Source organism: Sessilibacter sp. MAH1, assembly GCF_054658315.1.
This window is the reverse complement of record NZ_BAAGIC010000011.1, coordinates 1-16,552: the sequence shown is the minus strand read 5'-3', so window position 1 is coordinate 16,552 and position 16,552 is coordinate 1. Positions and strand designations below refer to the sequence as shown.

The following is a 16,552-nucleotide window of genomic DNA, read 5'->3' as shown; positions in this document are numbered from 1 at the left end:
GAGGCTAATATGACTGATCAAAGCCCAGCGCCCATGAGCACAGAAGAATTTGAGCAAGCGCTAAAAGCGAAAGGTGCCTTCTATCATACTCAACACCCTTACCATATCGCCATGTACGACGGCAGTTGTACGCCCGAACAAATTCGTGGTTGGGTAGCAAACCGATTTTATTACCAAGTACGAATTCCGGTAAAAGACGCGGCAATTCTTGCCAACTGTAATGATCGTGATACCCGAAGAGAGTGGATTCAACGCATTCTCGACCACGACGGCCACGGTGGCGCCATCGGCGGTATTGAAGCTTGGCTGCGTTTAGGTGAAGCGGTCGGCTTAAAGCGAGAGGAAATTCTCTCTCACGAGCATGTATTACCCGGCGTTCGTTTTGCGGTAGATGCCTATGTGAATTTCGCACGTCGCGCCTGCTGGCAAGAAGCGGCTGCGTCATCGCTTACCGAATTGTTCGCCCCAACCATTCACCAAAATCGTTTAGATACCTGGCCTAAGCACTATCCTTGGATTAAAGCAGAAGGTTATCAATACTTTCGCCAGCGCTTAAGCGAAGCTCGCCGCGATGTGGAACACGGTTTACGTATTACCCTAGATTATTTTAAGACTCGTGAGCAGCAAGAACGTATTCTTGAAATTTTGCAGTTTAAGTTAGATGTTTTGTGGACCATGCTCGACGCCATGACCATGGCCTATGAATACAATCGTCCGCCCTATCACACGGTGACATCCGAGCGTGTTTATCACAAAGGTTTAGGACAATGATTGATCAAATTCCAGCGCTTGAAACGCTTTTTCGTTTTCAGTGGGAAGAAGCTCAGCAGGCTTACGTTCTGCTTTACCCAGAAGGCATGGTAAAGCTCAACGGCCCCGCCGGTGAGGTTTTATCGATGGTTGACGGCCAGCGAACCACCCAAGAAATCATCCATTTATTGAACGAAAAATATCCTGATGCAGGAGGCGTCGATAACGACGTTATGGAGTTCATCAAAGAAGCACAGAGCCAACACTGGATTCGGTGGATTGAGTCATGAGCGGCTCTTGCACCACCAAACCAACACCGCCCCAAACCCATGGGGCGCCCTTCTGGCTGCTGGCGGAACTAACCTATCGCTGCCCACTTCAGTGCCCTTATTGCTCTAACCCCAAAGACTTTGCCGGTTACACCAACCGCGAGCTAACCACCGATCAATGGATTTCCGTGTTTGAGCAAGCGCGAAAGCTTGGGGCGGTACAATTGGGCTTTTCAGGTGGCGAGCCTTTGGTACGCCAAGACTTAAGCGAATTAATCTCCGCCGCACGAGGCATGGGTTATTACACAAACCTAATTACCTCGGGCGTGGGTTTAAACGAAACCAAAATAGAATCGTTTAAAAAAGCTGGATTAGATCATATTCAAGTAAGTTTTCAGGCCAGCGACGAAAGCGTTAACAACATGCTGGCAGGCTCGCACAAAGCCTTCCAACAAAAGCTCGCCATGGCAAAAGAAGTGAAAGCCAATGGCTATCCCATGGTTTTAAATTTTGTCACCCACCGCCACAATATCGACAAAATTGATCGAATTATCGAGCTGTGTATTGAGCTGCAAGCCGATTACGTAGAATTGGCGACCTGCCAATATTATGGATGGGCCTTTGAAAACCGCCAAAGCTTAATGCCAACCAAAGCGCAATTAGAACGTGCTGAAGCCATTACCAATCAATACCGCGAAAAGCTTATTCAAGAAAAAAATCCAATGAAGCTTATTTTCGTGACTCCAGATTATTACGAAGAGCGGCCCAAAGCGTGTATGAATGGTTGGGGACAAATATTTTTAACGGTTGCACCCGACGGCCAAGCATTACCTTGCCACAGCGCGAGAATGCTACCCATTGAATATCCAAACGTTTTAGATCATTCCCTTGAATACATCTGGAACGAATCACCGGGCTTTAACAAGTTCCGCGGCTATTCTTGGATGAAAGAGCCTTGTGCGTCTTGCGACGAAAAAGAAAAAGACTTTGGTGGCTGTCGTTGCCAAGCGTATATGTTGACAGGAGAAGCAGAGAATACGGACCCTGTTTGCGCAAAATCACCAGAACACAAACAAATTATTGCCGCGCGTAACGAGGCAGAATTACCGGTACAAAACAAGTTTATTTATCGTAACGAGAGAAACTCGAAAGACTACGTGACTGAAAATAATCTTCTGATCGCTACCGACTCATCATTGGATGAGTAATTATCAAGTTAAAAGTCTGTTGATTCTGATCGACAGACTTTTAACTCACCGCTTTCCGCTTTATTCTTTTTATTCTTTCAATTCCCTTCATTCTTCTAACTCTTCAAGATCACATACACGGCGATATTGACTCTTCAAAAATACTGTTTAGGAACCTCTGATTAACTCTTCCATGATTTAGTCGTAGGACAAAAATTGAACATGCGATTTCTAATTTCTTCATAACTTCAATTACTTACCGTTCTTGAAATTAGCGACATCAATAATATGTAAATTTGTCAGGCGTCAATAAACGTTTCAATTTAACATCAGACATCTGAAACAGTTTTAGAAACCGATAACGAAAAAGATGCTTATTTAATATTGAAGCGTATTTATCAGAAACTGCTAAAACAAAAAATCAGCTGAAATTTCACTTAAGAATTCTGTATTACAGCCGATAAAAGACTTGCAAGAGTGGGATCAAGACACCAACGTAAAATCTTAACAAGCCAAACATTCTTATTAAAAATGTTGAGAAAATATCTAAGAACGATAAAGACCGCGTTATTTATACACTACAATGCGCCTTTGTCTGAGATATTTAAGCAATTCCGCTTGGGTGCTAGTATTTTTTTTGTTGGCATGGTTGGCGTATACGCAGCCAAACAAATTCCTTCGTCATTAACCCAAGAAGCTCTCTTGGCAATTTCACTTCTTACCGTTTCAATCGGTTTTTTAATCGCAATTTTGGCTCATATCAGAATGACGATTTCTAGAATTTTGCGTTTTATTACCGGAGGCTCTGATTAACTCATCCTTGATTTAATCAGATATTTTTAAGGTTAATCCGGCAATTTTTTTAAACTGTAAATATCGTATCGACTAGACCGCCCCAGCTGTTGAGTATTGGGTTTTACGCTCGCCAAAAACGGGGCAATTTTAGGTCTTTTCACCACCACGCGATATAACGCGGCTTGTAAAGCAAGCTCTAGCAGTTGATCGCTATCTTCATCGTTTCCCACTAACGAATGGAAAAATTGCATTTCTTTTTTTACCGAGGCACTTTTTTTTCGCTCAGGAAACATTGGGTCCAAATAAACGACATCGTATTTTTCATTGCAACTGATCTTAGCTGTGAGTATTTCGATGGCATTTCCAGTCTGTAATGAAATTCTCCGGGCAATTTCAGCAACCTCAAAAGAATCACTGCAACGCGCTCGCTCAAGACCATCGTTTAATAATTCAAAGACTACAGGATGGCGCTCTATTAACGTTAAAGAGGCTCCAAGACTTGCCAACACGAATGCGTCACCACCAAGACCTGCCGTGCAATCACAAATGTGTATATCGGATTTTGTTTTATTAAAACCAACCGCTTTAGCAATTAACTGCCCTTTTCCACCACCAAAAAGTCTACGGTGATTGGCAGCCCCCACTTCAAAATTCACAATGACAGGATTTACTTTTTTAGCGGCTAAATTCTCTAATACCAAGCCTTGCTCGGTATATCTTAATAAAAAGTCGGTCTCTTCTGAAAACGCGCCTAGGTCTTTTTCTTCTATTAAAGAAACTTTTAATCGTGCAGCAAGCGCTTCAGACTCAGAAAGAAAAGCCTTATTTGCTAAAACCTTATAATCGCTAAAACCTCGAACGTTCAACCAATGCTCCAATTTTATACATTTAGTAAAAAAACTATGTTTTTGTAACCATTTTGCAACAATAATCTTGAAAAATTTACCTATGCCTACCTATTTTTTATTTCATCTCTAAATATCATGCTCAAAAAAATTCTTGCAGTTCTGCTCGCAACATTAAGCCTATGCGCATCGCTTGTACCTTATCAAGCACTGGCGCAAACACAAAGCTCAAAACCCAATCTACTCTTTAAAATGACTGGCTCCAATACCATTGGCGCTCAATTGGCTCCAGAATTGGTTAAGGCTTTTTTGGAAGAAAAAGAATTCATCCAAGTTCGAATCGAACCCAGTAAGATCGATAACGAATATACTGTTTTAGCCCTGAATCCTTCGACCGGTCAATATTCATCGGTTGAAATTGCTGCCCATGGTTCTAGCACGGGTTTTAAAGCTCTACAGAATTTAAAAACCGATATCGCAATGGCTTCGCGCAGCATTAAAGAGTCTGAACTACAAGCTTTACGCGTGTTAGGTGATCTGGAAAGCTTCGAGTCCGAGCACGTTATTGCCATTGACGGTTTGGCGATCATCGTTCATCCCAAAAACCCAATAAATGAATTAACCATTACGCAAATCGCCGAAATTTTCAGCGGAAAAATTAACAATTGGTCACAAGTTGGCGGTAAAGATCAACCTATTTCAATACACGCTCGTGACAATCAATCTGGTACCTGGGACACCTTTAAATCACTGGTGTTAATGGACGATTATACCTTGTCAAACAATGCATTACGGTATGAGTCGAACGATCAACTGTCTGCCATGGTAGCTCGCAACGAATACGCCATTGGCTTTGTTGGATTAGCCTCCGTGAATAAGGCTAAGGCCTTGGGGGTATCGGATCATGAAACTAATTCGATACCACCACAACAAATCACCGTTGCAACAGAAGATTATCCCTTGTCACGGCGCTTGTTCTTATACACTCCACAAACTCAGCAAAAATCTATCGTCAAAGAGTTTTTAAATTTTGTGCAAAGCACTCGCGGACAACTCATTGTGGGGGATATAGGTTTCGTTTCGCAAACCCCCATTGCGATTCACGTAGATAAACATCAAGGACCGGACGATTACCTGAAAATTACCGAAAATGCACAACGCCTTTCCGTTAATATTCGATTTAACGAAGGCAGCTCACTGTTGGATAATAAAGCGAAACACGACATTCAGAGACTGGTCGATTTAATGTCACTGCCAGAATATCAAAATAAAGAACTCTTACTGGTGGGGTTTGGTGACGCAAAGCAAACGCCAACGCGTGCAACGGTGTTGTCCAAACTCAGAGCAATTGCGGTAAAGTCAAGGCTGCACGAAAACGGGATTCAAGTTGCGCCCGTAACCGGATTTGGCCACTTTAATCCTGTGGTTTCAAACGATGGCGAAAGAAAATTAAAAAATCAAAGAGTTGAAGTTTGGCTGATTTAATTTCTCTATTCTCTGATGAATTCTAACCTCTGATTAATTCTAGGATGCGTTAATCAGAGATTACTCTGGTTTTTCAGCAAGCTACCCATAAGGAATTTGAGGCTTCAAAGAAGAAATTGTTTTTATTTCGATCAAATTTACCTTTCAGTTCTCGTTAACGAGCCAATCCGAGTTCTCAATCCAAGCTCTATAGCCATAGATTTTTCTCTGAGCAAGAAGCCGAAAAGTCGATTTTGTAGACTAACTTTGAGGTGTGGCAGCGTGACTTTCTGGCTCTGCTTGCAATTCAAAGTTTTGACACGAGCTAACCACAAAAAACTTGTCGTACTGTTGATCTGCATTCAGCTGTAACTTGACAAGGTATCGGTTATTTTTACGGAGGATAATCGGGCAGACCGAAAAAGGCACATCGATAATAAAATTCTCCGGCACCTGTTCAATCCTGCCATCAACCAGAGCTAAACGGGTGAAATAATAACGAACCGCCTCAGCGGCAAACACGCCACTGGACGATAACGAGGTATTGACCTGATTGATGGCGTTATCAAGCTCGGCAAGAATAACGGTGTTATAGGCCTCTAAAGGCTCAGGTGACTGCTGGTCAACTGAGTTAGAATCACCCTGCGCAGACGTTATATCCGCGGAATTTTCCGTATCATTATCTTGAGCCTTCACCGTTGCAAGTGGACTTAAAGCCACGCAACCGACGATAAACACTATTCCCAGCTGAACGAAAGATTGTTTAACCCGTGTCTTCAAGTGGTACATCCCTAAGTACATAAAACTCTCTCGAATCTCTCAAAAGATAACTGGATAAAGACCATAGACTCCATGATCTACGCTTAAGTTTAAAATTCACATCATTGAACCGGTCAATAATACCAAAGCGTCTTATCAAACAAGCATAGGTTGTTATTTTTATTCCCATAAATCGTAGAAAATATGAGCAATCTAGAGCCCATCCAGCGTATCTATTTAAACTCTCGTTGAAATATAGGTAGCCGCAGAAAATACAATTGTTGCTGTCATAAATCAAAGTAAACTAAAGCGAGCTCAATCAAAAAGACGAGTGTCTTTACTTTTGTTGGAACCCTAACTTTAGTAGGATTACTTAACAGCATTCGAGAAAAGGCGAGTTTATGATCAATTCATGCATCGGTTTATGCCAACAATACCTAAAGCGCAAAATTGCTCTCGTATATAGGCCAGTCATAGGCTTTGCCGTAATCGCCGCGATGGCTCTTTCTGGTTGCCAGAATTACGAAGTAACCCTAAATGAAAAAGAGGTTTACACGCCGCCGCAAGTTATTACCGCTCTAGAATTTGACGATGCAGCCTTAGAAAACTGTATTAGCCTATTTATTGAAGAAAATGGCGTAACCGAATATGGACAGTTAAGTAACTTGGTGTGTACACACGCAGGCATTGAAAACTTGAAAGGAATTAATCGCTTCAGAAAACTTAAGCAAATTAATTTAGCCGATAATCAAATTAAAGACCTAGCGCCATTGCAAGGTTTGAGCAGTCTCGAAAAACTTTCGATTAAAAATAATCAAATTAAAGATGTACAAACCTTATTAAACTTACCCAAATTGCAGTACTTAGACTTATCCGGTAACGATCAGGTATTGTGCGAAGATGTGAAATTACTAGAGCGTGTGGCGGGTATAGTAGTGATTGCGCCGGAGCATTGCCAATAAACACACTGGCAAAAAAATTTAAGTTATCGGGTCATTTAAGATCAAGCAAGGCGAAAATTCAGCAAAGAATCAATTGCTAACATTAAAAAGCGCTTCCAGCTGAGCGCTTTTTAATGTGTTAATCCGAGTACATCAGTTCGTGAACTCGTAATTCCAAGAACAACTCATTGCACACAAAGGATGAATAAACCAATCCGACTAAAAATTAAATAAAGGTATTACTAAAAAATTTGAGTATCTAAAGAACCGGTAAACATTAAACCTACGATATTGCGTTGCTGATGCATTACCTTCATCTTTACCGGATTATCGTTAACAACCCCAGATACTTTTCTGAAGACGACACTAACTTCTGTTCCTACCGGTGGCTTGACATCGACATCGAGCATTACAGAAGCGCCGCCATCGGAGATATCTTTAGCGTAGCCAACCATGGTGCCAAACGTTGGATGCGTCAACTCAACCCGAATTGACGTAGGACGTCTTTCAAACCGACGACGTTCGTCCATTCATTAACTCCTTCTATCTTGTATTCACGGACATCAGATTCAAAAAAAGAAAAGCGGTAGCAAATGCTTTATGAATCGACGTTAAATAATAACATGTTGAATGAGTAATTTCGCTGTAAGAACTAAAGAGAATAAATTTTTTAAAAAAATACCAACACTCTAGCGACTAAAACCCACAATAAGCATAGCAAAAGACCTATAAACCGCGTGTTAGATCATCGATTTAATCACTATTTATTTGGAAAGGGTTTTTGTTTAACGCTTATTTACTACTGTTGGCTCCAGTTTTACGATTATTTATAAAAGGATTAACCCTGAGCTTCTAACACCCAACGGTGTTTATTAATCTCGAAAACGATAAGTAATTGAAATTACAACAAAATCAGAACCAGTATTTACTATTTCTATCTTGAATTAAATCGTTAGAAAGTTAATCGCTGTTTTTTAAAAATACATCGATCAATTCTTGGAGCCATTATCAACATCTACGAACCCAACAGGATGACGTTTATAACTCGCATACTAGGAAGCCAATATTCAAAATATTCTGAATACGCCATAAAATATTGTGAAATGCAGAGAAATATCGATTAACTCAAGAACCTCTGATTAACTCTGCCATGATTTAATCAGAGAGCAGAAATTGATAATGTAATTTCCAATTTTTTCACGATTTCAACCACTTACCGTACGTAGATTTGGTATTTTTAAAGCAGCTCGCAGACCTTCTCGTTCGAAAATAGATTGTGGCGAACAAAGAATAAACGTTAGTTCAAGTCTAACCAGTGAAAACCCTGATCTTGGCAGGCGTAATAAAGTGTTTCGAGTTGATTTTGCCAAGCACTAAACTGCTGCTCGACAATATCTAGCGAATTATTTTGCTGAGAAATGTGTGCAATAACCACATGACGGAGCTGATCTGAAAAAATACGCGCCAAAAAGTTCTCAGCCTGCGCATTACTCAAATGCCCCCAATTACCCGCAACGCGCTTTTTTAAACTGTAAGGATAAGGGCCTTGGGCCAACATCTGTGGATCATGATTGGCCTCTAAGACCAGTGCATGGCAATTCTGATAATGAAAGATCACATGCTCGGAAATACTGCCAAGATCGGTTAGAACACCTAACCGAAAATCTTGGTATTGAAAAATAAACTGAGCAGGCTCTCTGGCATCATGGGGCACGGCAACGGGAGTGACAAATACGTCACCTATTTGGAACGACTGATAACCCTCAATCGTTTGAACCGTTGGAACCTCGCCAAGCTTGCCGGTAACGAGAGTACCGGGGGTTAAATAGACGGGTAATTTGTACTTGCGAGCTAAGGGGCCAACACCTTTGATATGGTCACCATGTTCATGAGTAACCAGAACCGCGGTAAGATCAGAGGGTTTTAAGTCCAAGCGCTCTAAGCGAGCTACCGTTTCTTTAACGGTAAAGCCACAGTCTATGAGCAGTTTGGTTTCGCCTGCGGTAACAACAAGGCCATTGCCTTTGCTACCGCTGCCTAAGCTTGCAAATCTCAAGAATCTATCCTTAGAGATCGTTAAATAAGGTTATTCCTAATGGCGCTTAACAACTGCTTGGCCTGTGCTTCGTCGATTCTGCGAGCGTAACCGTCACGAATGAAGACGTGAACTTCGTCGGCAGATTCACGAACAACCACTAAATACCCAGGAACATTTTTAAGCGGTGTTGTTTCTCTTGAGATGACATCTTTAAACAAAGAATCTCTTTCATTGGAGGCAGGTAAATTCTCCAGCACCTCAACAACGGTATAGGGCGAGGTCGGTCCGGCGTTTTTATCTACGCCAGAGAATAAACCGCCAACAGCGCGAATGCCGTTGCCAATCCATGAGCCTTTATTATCTTTAGGTTTTTGATATTGAGAGTAGAAAACACCCTTGTTACTGTCACGTCCCCAAAGATAGAAGCCTTCCTCTTCTAGCGCATGGTTCACACTGGCCCAGGCGCGTAGGTAGCTAATTTTCATCTTTAAGATAGGTTCTTCTGACTCGGTATAGCCAAGAACCACTTTATGTTCACCACCAATGGTTTGCGCTAGTAACGAAGACGAAGAACGCTCTAAATTACTGGCCAATACACTCGAAAGCTCGTCAATCATCCATGCTTCTCGGGAATCGTCGGTAGAGGATTTCGGCCAAGGTAAGTTTGCTTCTGGCGTTTGGTTAGAAGGGACTTGGCTGTGCAACACATGAATTTCAGCACTTTCTGGCTGAATACCGGTTTCGATGCGCAACTGAAAACGGTCGAAATGCTCTTTATCGTCGGAAAACTGCAACCACGTAGTTTCTATTAAACCATCAGTGGCATCTGTATAGGCAACAGGAAGATCTTTATCACCCAAAAATTCACGTACCTGCGGCCAAACTTCCGATGGTGAATTTGAAACGAAAATCCACTGCCGACCGGAGAGCTTTTGAATCTTTACGGTATCTTCAAGAACAGAACTTGATAGTGGAATTGGGCGAGGCGCTACAAAGACTTGGGTGTAATCGTAGGTTGAATCTTCAATATTGGGAACCACATAAATTTCGGACAATCTTGGGTTTTTCTGATCGTGGTCTGGTGCAAGTGGAGGAATCTCTTCCGCTTTTAGATATTCGTCACCGCGATTACGAAAAAACCCATCTTTGCCAAAGAAGGTTCCACAACCAGTGAGAAGACAGAGAGATGACGCAAGAACTACAACAGGAAAAGACTTAACCATGAAAGTACAAACAACGTGAAATTAATAGAGCTGGATGTATGACACCCAGCATGCAAAAAAACTCAATGAGATTTATAACGCGCCAGCGTTTTTAAGAGCATCGCGTAACGGCTGATGGAACTGATCAGCAAGATTGGTTAATGGTAGACGAATACCGTGACCAATTTTACCCATTTCGGCAACGGCCCACTTAACAGGAATTGGGTTAGACTCAAGGAATAAAGCCTGATGCAATGGCATTAAACTTTCGTTCAGTGCCCGCGCTTGCTCGGCCTGCCCTGACATCGCGAGAGCGCACAACTTTGCCATCTGATCAGGCACTACGTTGGCGGTAACACTAATGTTACCGTGACCACCAGCAATCATTAACTCAACCGCGGTTGCATCGTCACCGGAATACACCAAAAAGTCTTTACCAACCTGCGCCATAAGGTCGATCGCGCGAGGCACATCGCCAGTCGCTTCTTTAATACCAATAATGTTGGCCACTTTTGACAAGCGAACAACCGTTTCGGTTTTCATATCAACAGCGGTACGACCAGGAACGTTGTACAGAATTTGTGGAATCGCCACAGACTTAGCAATCATTGAATAATGCTGAAATAAACCTTCTTGAGTAGGTTTATTGTAGTAAGGCGTTACCGATAAACACGCATCTGCACCAGCTTCTTTAGCGGCTTTGCTCAACTCGATGGCTTCAGCGGTAGCATTTGCACCGGTACCAGCAATAACAGGAATGCGACCGTTTACTTGATTAACAATCTTAGCGATAACTTCACCGTGCTCTGCAACAGTTAAGGTTGCAGACTCACCGGTAGTGCCCACAGCAACAATGGAATCAGTGCCCTTTTCTACATGCCACTCAACCAACTCTTGCAACGATTTCCAATCTACTTGGCCATCGGCGGTCATGGGAGTAACTAGGGCTACAATGCTTCCTTTAATCATTACTGTGTCTCACTTAACTTGAAAAGTCGCTAATGGTACTTAGCTCATAAACCGGGCACAAGTTCTAACTCAAGAATTTTTTTTCACACCCTTGCTGTATGTTCCATACAAAGGCTCTGCTCCGGGCGGGCGAGTTTTAAACCGGCGATGAACCCACAAATATTGCTCTGGATATTTTCTAACTTGCGCTTCAATAAGATCGTTGACGCGCTGAATATCAGCCATTTCATCGTCGCTCGGGAAGTTTTCTAACGGCGGTGAGATCTCAACTTGGCAACGGCCGTCATCATCACGGCGATGAAAAATAGGCACAACCGGTACCTTGCCTAAATGCGCCAAGCGCGGCGTGGCGGTAATGGTTGCCGCCGGGATGCCAAAAAATGTGGCGAACACACCCTGTTTTATGCCGTAATCTTGATCGGGTGCGTACCAAAGAATTCTGCCAGAACGCATCACTTTAACCGCACCGCGAAGATCAGAACGATCAATCATTTTGCAATCGGAATTATGGCGACCGCGCGCTTTGCGTTGCACATGATCAAATACCGGATTTTTGTGGGCTCGGTACATCATATCGATTTTGGTGAAATACGGATTCACCACGGCACTCATGGTTTCAATGGTGGTATTGTGCATACTCAGCATCAAGGCACCACCCTCAAGGTTTTCGAGATATTCTAAGCCCGTAACATCACCAACATTTTTCAATCGCCAATGGGGTTGAAACCAACACATGCCCATTTCAAGACCGTTCATAGCGGTATGGAACAGGTTTTTTCTAAGCAACTGTTCGATTTCTTCGGGGCTTTTCTCAGGAAAGCACAACTGCAAATTTCTTTGCGCAATAAAACAACGACGCTTGGCAAATTTACGCGTAAAAAACGCCATAACATGGCCAATGCCTCTTAAAACCGGCAGCGGCAATTGTGAAAATAATTTCCACAATCCAATAAGAAACCATGTTTTCCAATATTTGGGGTGCGATAAAGAAGCTGTTTTATCTGTCATTACAGGTCTATAAAGAAAGTTACGAAGCTATGAAGTTACGAATCAATTAATTAAATGCGAGCAAATAATGCTAAATATAAAAGCGCCCTATCGACCAAAAGCACACTATCGACCAAAAGCACTCTATCGACCAAAAGCACCTTTTGCCAAATTACGAATAGAAAAGGTCTTTAAATAGAAAAAGTCTTTAAATAGAAAAGGTGGTTAACATTAACCACCTTCTTAGGTTACAGAATTTCATCTGTGCAACACGGCTTGAACCGAACGCGATTAAAAATTCGCTGTTACGAGCGGTGAAACTTCTTCGTCGTAATCAACGCCTTTAACACCAAAGCCAAACAACTTCAAGAATTCTGCGTTGTAGCTTTTGTAGTCGGTAAGTTCAAAGAGGTTTTCTTCGGTAACTTCCGGCCAAATGGCTTCCACCTTGGCTTGAGTTTCTGGTTTTAACTCACGGTCATCCATACGCAAGCGCTTTTGATTATCCAATCGCGGTGTATCGGTGTACAAACCTTCGGTAAATAAGCGATACGCTTGCTCGATACAACCCTCGTGGGTTCCCTCTTCTTTCATAACCTTGTACAAAATCGAAATGTACAAAGGCATTACCGGAATGGCAGAACTCGCTTGGGTAACCAAAGCTTTTAATACCGAAACATGCGCCTTACCGTTTAAGCCTTGGAACTTGCTCGACATTTGCGCCGCAGCACGATCCAAATCTTCTTTGGCTTTACCAATGGTTGCTTTGCCGTAAATTGGCCACGTTAATTTTTCACCCAAATAGGTGTAAGCGGTGGTTTGGAAGTTCTCAGCCAACAAATCGGCTTCTGCCAAGACATCAATCCAAAGCTCCCAATCTTCGCCGCCCATAACCTTAACGGTTGCTGCAATTTCTTCTTCGCTGGCAGGCTCAACGGTAACGTCAGAGATTTTTAAGGTATCAGTATTTAAGTTTTTAGCGGTATACGACTCGCCAATGGGCTTAAGCACAGAACTGTAGACTTCGTCAGATTGGGGATCTTTTCTGCGCGGCGCTGCTAGGCTATACACCACAAGATCGATTTTACCCATCTCTTGCTTGATGGTTTCAATCACCTGAGCTTTAGATTCTGAAGAGAAGGCATCTAAATTTAAGCTTTTAGAATACAAACCTTCTGCCTTGGCGGCTTCTTCAAACGCGGCAACGTTGTAGTAACCGGCTGAGGCTGTTTTTCTGTCGGTCGGGGGTTTTTCGAAGAAAACACCCAAGGTTTTTGCACCGCAACCAAAAGCGGCGGTAATGCGTGAGGCTAAACCGTAGCCAGTAGAAGCACCTAATACCAAAACGTTTTGTGGGCCATTGCTGACTTTGCCCTGAGCTTTCACATACTCAATTTGTTCTTTCACGTTCGCCGCACAACCCGTTGGGTGAGCATTAGTACAGATGAAACCACGAACTTTAGGTTTTATGATCATAATGTAGCCTTATTGTAGTTGTTCATGAATGCAGCAAAAGGCTCTGCTACAGTCAGTGAATAAGAAACCGAGACTTGGTCAAAAAGCACGGAACCTTGCCGCGCATCCAATCAAGTGGCGAGATTATAAAGATGGCAGCGCCAATCGCCCACGACTTCTTTAACAGAAACCAATGGATAAGCCATCTCGGTAATCATTTAACATTGTTTCGAAGTATTCAGAGCACGCACAATAAACCAACGCGAACTGGTGAAACCTCAAATTAGCACTCTATCTGTGGGCTAAAAACCGAATTGCAATCCATTCCAACATTACTTTTCGAATCCGTTATAATGCGCGCCCAACAGAGCCATATCCTGCTTAACCGCCAGGCTCACAACAACACGTGCCGAGACTTGATTGATTCAATGAGTTTTTTACGATTTAAAACCCCACACGCATGGACCCAAACGGTAGTTGAAGATTTTGATACGTTTCTTCAAGACCACGCCGCCGCCGAGAAAAAAGCCTCGGGCATGGCGGTGTCTATGCTGTCGCACTACCCCGATCGCATCGAGCTGGTTAAGGCCATGACCGATTTGGCTCTAGAAGAAATGTCGCATTTTAAAGAAGTGATAAAAATCATCTACGCGCGCGGCAAAATTCTGGGTGATGACCAGAAAGATCCCTACATCAACGACTTTCGTAAGGCGTACCGGCGCGGTACCGACGAATATTTAATCGATCGATTGTTGATTGCAGGTATCATTGAAGCCCGCGGTTGCGAGCGTTTTGCATTGATTGGCGAAGCGCTAGACGCTGGCCCAATGAAAGCGTTTTACCAAGCGATTGCCGAATCTGAAGGCCGTCATCATGAGCTATTCATCAATCTTGCCGAGTTATACTTTCCCAAAGAAATTATCGCGCAACGACTGGATGAACTGTTAAACATCGAAGCCAACATTGTTGAAGGTTTGCCGCTAAGAGCAGCGCTACACTGAATATAAAAAGCCGCCGCAAGCCGATTTCGCCAATCAACCCTATTTCTGAGTGATAAACACTTTTCATTAAAGAGACACAATGAACATCAAAGAATTTTTAAGCGCCCAATTCAAAGCGGCGATGACCCAATCTGGAATTCCAGACTCGTTTGAGCCACACCTAGCGCAACCGAAAAAAGCTGGTTTTGGTGACTATCAAGCCAACGGCGCCATGGCGGCAGCAAAAGCCATGAAGACCAACCCTCGCGCCCTTGCCGAGCAAATTGTTGCCAATTTAAAGCTTGAAGACATCGCCGAAAAAACCGAAATCGCAGGCCCTGGCTTTATCAACCTTTATTTAAAACCTGAATGGCTAACACAGCAGTTAAGTGCCGCGCTCACCCTACCCGCATTAACTGTTGAGAAAACCGACCTACCACAAACCGTGGTTATGGATTACTCGGCGCCAAACCTTGCCAAAGAAATGCACGTGGGTCATTTGCGCTCAACCATTATTGGCGACGCCATGGCACGCACCATGGAGTTTTTAGGCCACAAGGTTATTCGCCAAAACCACGTCGGCGACTGGGGTACTCAGTTCGGAATGTTGATTGCTGAGCTAGAAGAACAACAAAGCAACACCAACGCCGAAATTGCCTTAAGCGATTTAGAAGTTTTTTATCAGCAAGCCAAAAAACACTTTGATGCCGACGAAGACTTCGCCAATACCGCACGCGAGTACGTAGTGAAATTACAATCCGGCGACGAGCGCGTGCTGGCGTTGTGGGAACAATTTCGTGAAATCTCTTTTAGTCACGGCGAAGACATCTACGAAAAATTAAACGTCACCTTAACTCGCGATGACGTTATGGGCGAAAGTGCTTACAACACAGACTTACCGGTTGTTGTTCAAGACCTAATCGACAAAGGTATGGCCGTTGAAGACCAAGGCGCCATCGTAGTATTTTTGGATGAATTCGCCGATAAAGACGGCAACCCAAGCCCGGTTATTATTCGCAAACGCGAAGGTGCGTACCTTTACGCCACGACGGATTTGTCGTGTTTGCGTTACCGAGTGGGTACCTTAAAAGGTGATCGCTTGATGTACTTTATCGACGCGCGTCAAAGTCTGCACATGCAACAGGTTTTCACCATCGGACGAAAAGCGGGTTACGTGCCTGATAGCGTAAGTCTAGAGCATCTTGGTTTTGGCACCATGAACGGCGAAGACGGCACACCTTTTAAAACCAGAAGCGGTGGCACCGTTAAACTCGCGCAATTACTGGATGAAGCCGTAACCCGAGCACGAGCCTTAATTGAAGAGAAAAACCCAACATTAACCGATGCCGAGAAAGATGAAATTTCTCGCAAAGTGGGTATTGGTGCCGTTAAGTACGCCGATCTCTCTAAAACCCGTACCACCGACTACATCTTTAGCTGGAACTCCATGCTGGCGTTCGAAGGCAACACTGCTCCCTACTTGCAATACGCTTACACGCGAATTCGCAGTATTTTCAGAAAAGCAGACATTAATTTCGACGAATTCCACGCACCAATTACATTAAGCGAAGAATTAGAAAAAACACTAACCTTAAAACTCTTACAATTACCCGAAACCCTAGAACACGTTGCCCGCGAAGCCTTCCCCCACGTGCTTTGTACCTATTTATTCGAGTTAACCAGCTTATTTATGAGCTTCTACGAAGCTTGCCCAATTTTAAAAGACGGCATCGACGAACCAACACGCAACAGCCGTTTAGGCTTATCCAAAGGTGTTGCCAAAACTCTAGAATTAGGACTTGGCTTGTTGGGTATTGAAGTGATGGAAAAAATGTAAAGGAAACTCTGATTAACCTAGAGTTTCTCGCGACACAAGGATGTGTCGCCAATTTCAAGAACTGTAAGTGATTG

16 protein-coding genes are annotated in these 16,552 nt (G+C 43.2%); 8 read left to right on the top strand and 8 right to left on the bottom strand.

Annotation, left to right across the window (positions count from 1 at the left end; genetic code table 11):
- The first annotated feature begins 9 nt into the window (after positions 1–9).
- The 4 genes from pqqC to ACYQ28_RS11860 all read left to right on the top strand — a co-directional run bounded on the left by pqqC (position 10) and on the right by ACYQ28_RS11860 (position 3,019).
- Complete coding sequence (gene pqqC, locus ACYQ28_RS11875; RefSeq protein WP_460052699.1) at positions 10–771, top strand: pyrroloquinoline-quinone synthase PqqC; 762 nt, start codon at positions 10–12, stop codon at positions 769–771.
- Positions 768–1,040: a pyrroloquinoline quinone biosynthesis peptide chaperone PqqD gene (gene pqqD / locus ACYQ28_RS11870; protein WP_460052696.1), complete on the top strand. Its 273-nt coding sequence runs from the start codon at positions 768–770 to the stop codon at positions 1,038–1,040. Before pqqC ends, pqqD begins: the two co-directional genes overlap by 4 nt.
- A complete protein-coding gene (gene pqqE / locus ACYQ28_RS11865) occupies positions 1,037–2,227 on the top strand; it encodes a pyrroloquinoline quinone biosynthesis protein PqqE (RefSeq protein ID WP_460052693.1) in 1,191 nt (396 codons plus the stop codon). Before pqqD ends, pqqE begins: the two co-directional genes overlap by 4 nt.
- A 597-nt stretch (positions 2,228–2,824) precedes the next feature.
- Positions 2,825–3,019, top strand: a complete 195-nt coding sequence (locus ACYQ28_RS11860; RefSeq protein WP_460164714.1) for a hypothetical protein — start codon at positions 2,825–2,827, stop codon at positions 3,017–3,019.
- Positions 3,020–3,051: 32 nt separating this feature from the next.
- Here ACYQ28_RS11860 and ACYQ28_RS11855 read toward each other — a convergent pair whose 3' ends face one another.
- A complete protein-coding gene (locus tag ACYQ28_RS11855) occupies positions 3,052–3,867 on the bottom strand; it encodes a class I SAM-dependent methyltransferase (protein ID WP_460052688.1) in 816 nt (271 codons plus the stop codon).
- Between the two features lie 117 nt (positions 3,868–3,984).
- On the opposite strand from ACYQ28_RS11855, the gene ACYQ28_RS11850 reads away from it, so the two are divergent.
- Positions 3,985–5,331, top strand: a complete 1,347-nt coding sequence (locus ACYQ28_RS11850) for a substrate-binding domain-containing protein (protein ID WP_460052685.1) — start codon at positions 3,985–3,987, stop codon at positions 5,329–5,331.
- Positions 5,332–5,571: 240 nt separating this feature from the next.
- Here ACYQ28_RS11850 and ACYQ28_RS11845 read toward each other — a convergent pair whose 3' ends face one another.
- Positions 5,572–6,090, bottom strand: coding sequence for a hypothetical protein (locus ACYQ28_RS11845; RefSeq protein ID WP_460052683.1), 519 nt, complete (start codon positions 6,088–6,090; stop codon positions 5,572–5,574).
- 380 nt (positions 6,091–6,470) lie between these two features.
- Here ACYQ28_RS11845 and ACYQ28_RS11840 point away from each other — a divergent pair, with 380 nt between their 5' ends.
- Complete coding sequence (locus ACYQ28_RS11840) at positions 6,471–7,031, top strand: leucine-rich repeat domain-containing protein (RefSeq protein WP_460052680.1); 561 nt, start codon at positions 6,471–6,473, stop codon at positions 7,029–7,031.
- A 221-nt stretch (positions 7,032–7,252) separates the two neighbouring features.
- On the opposite strand, the gene ACYQ28_RS11835 is transcribed toward ACYQ28_RS11840, so the two are convergent.
- From ACYQ28_RS11835 to fabV, 6 genes are all read right to left on the bottom strand, one after another.
- A complete protein-coding gene (locus tag ACYQ28_RS11835; RefSeq protein ID WP_460052677.1) occupies positions 7,253–7,540 on the bottom strand; it encodes a PilZ domain-containing protein in 288 nt (95 codons plus the stop codon).
- 767 nt (positions 7,541–8,307) lie between these two features.
- On the bottom strand, positions 8,308–9,066 hold the full coding sequence (locus ACYQ28_RS11830; protein ID WP_460052674.1) for an MBL fold metallo-hydrolase: 759 nt from the start codon (positions 9,064–9,066) through the stop codon (positions 8,308–8,310).
- 20 nt (positions 9,067–9,086) lie between these two features.
- The gene (bamC, locus tag ACYQ28_RS11825) at positions 9,087–10,271 is read right to left on the bottom strand and encodes an outer membrane protein assembly factor BamC (RefSeq protein ID WP_460052671.1); all 1,185 of its coding nucleotides are present in this window, start codon (positions 10,269–10,271) and stop codon (positions 9,087–9,089) included.
- Between the two features lie 72 nt (positions 10,272–10,343).
- Positions 10,344–11,219, bottom strand: coding sequence for a 4-hydroxy-tetrahydrodipicolinate synthase (dapA, locus tag ACYQ28_RS11820; RefSeq protein WP_460052668.1), 876 nt, complete (start codon positions 11,217–11,219; stop codon positions 10,344–10,346).
- Positions 11,220–11,288: 69 nt separating this feature from the next.
- On the bottom strand, positions 11,289–12,227 hold the full coding sequence (lpxL, locus tag ACYQ28_RS11815) for an LpxL/LpxP family Kdo(2)-lipid IV(A) lauroyl/palmitoleoyl acyltransferase (protein ID WP_460052665.1): 939 nt from the start codon (positions 12,225–12,227) through the stop codon (positions 11,289–11,291).
- Between the two features lie 270 nt (positions 12,228–12,497).
- Positions 12,498–13,682, bottom strand: a complete 1,185-nt coding sequence (fabV, locus tag ACYQ28_RS11810; protein ID WP_460052663.1) for an enoyl-ACP reductase FabV — start codon at positions 13,680–13,682, stop codon at positions 12,498–12,500.
- A 407-nt stretch (positions 13,683–14,089) separates the two neighbouring features.
- On the opposite strand from fabV, the gene ACYQ28_RS11805 reads away from it, so the two are divergent.
- Together ACYQ28_RS11805 and argS are read left to right on the top strand one after the other, a co-directional pair.
- A complete protein-coding gene (locus ACYQ28_RS11805; protein WP_460052660.1) occupies positions 14,090–14,662 on the top strand; it encodes a MiaE family protein in 573 nt (190 codons plus the stop codon).
- A 79-nt stretch (positions 14,663–14,741) separates the two neighbouring features.
- Positions 14,742–16,478 carry an arginine--tRNA ligase gene (gene argS, locus ACYQ28_RS11800; protein WP_460052658.1) on the top strand — a complete coding sequence of 579 codons (1,737 nt, stop codon included), beginning with the start codon at positions 14,742–14,744 and terminating at the stop codon, positions 16,476–16,478.
- Positions 16,479–16,552 lie beyond the last annotated feature (74 nt).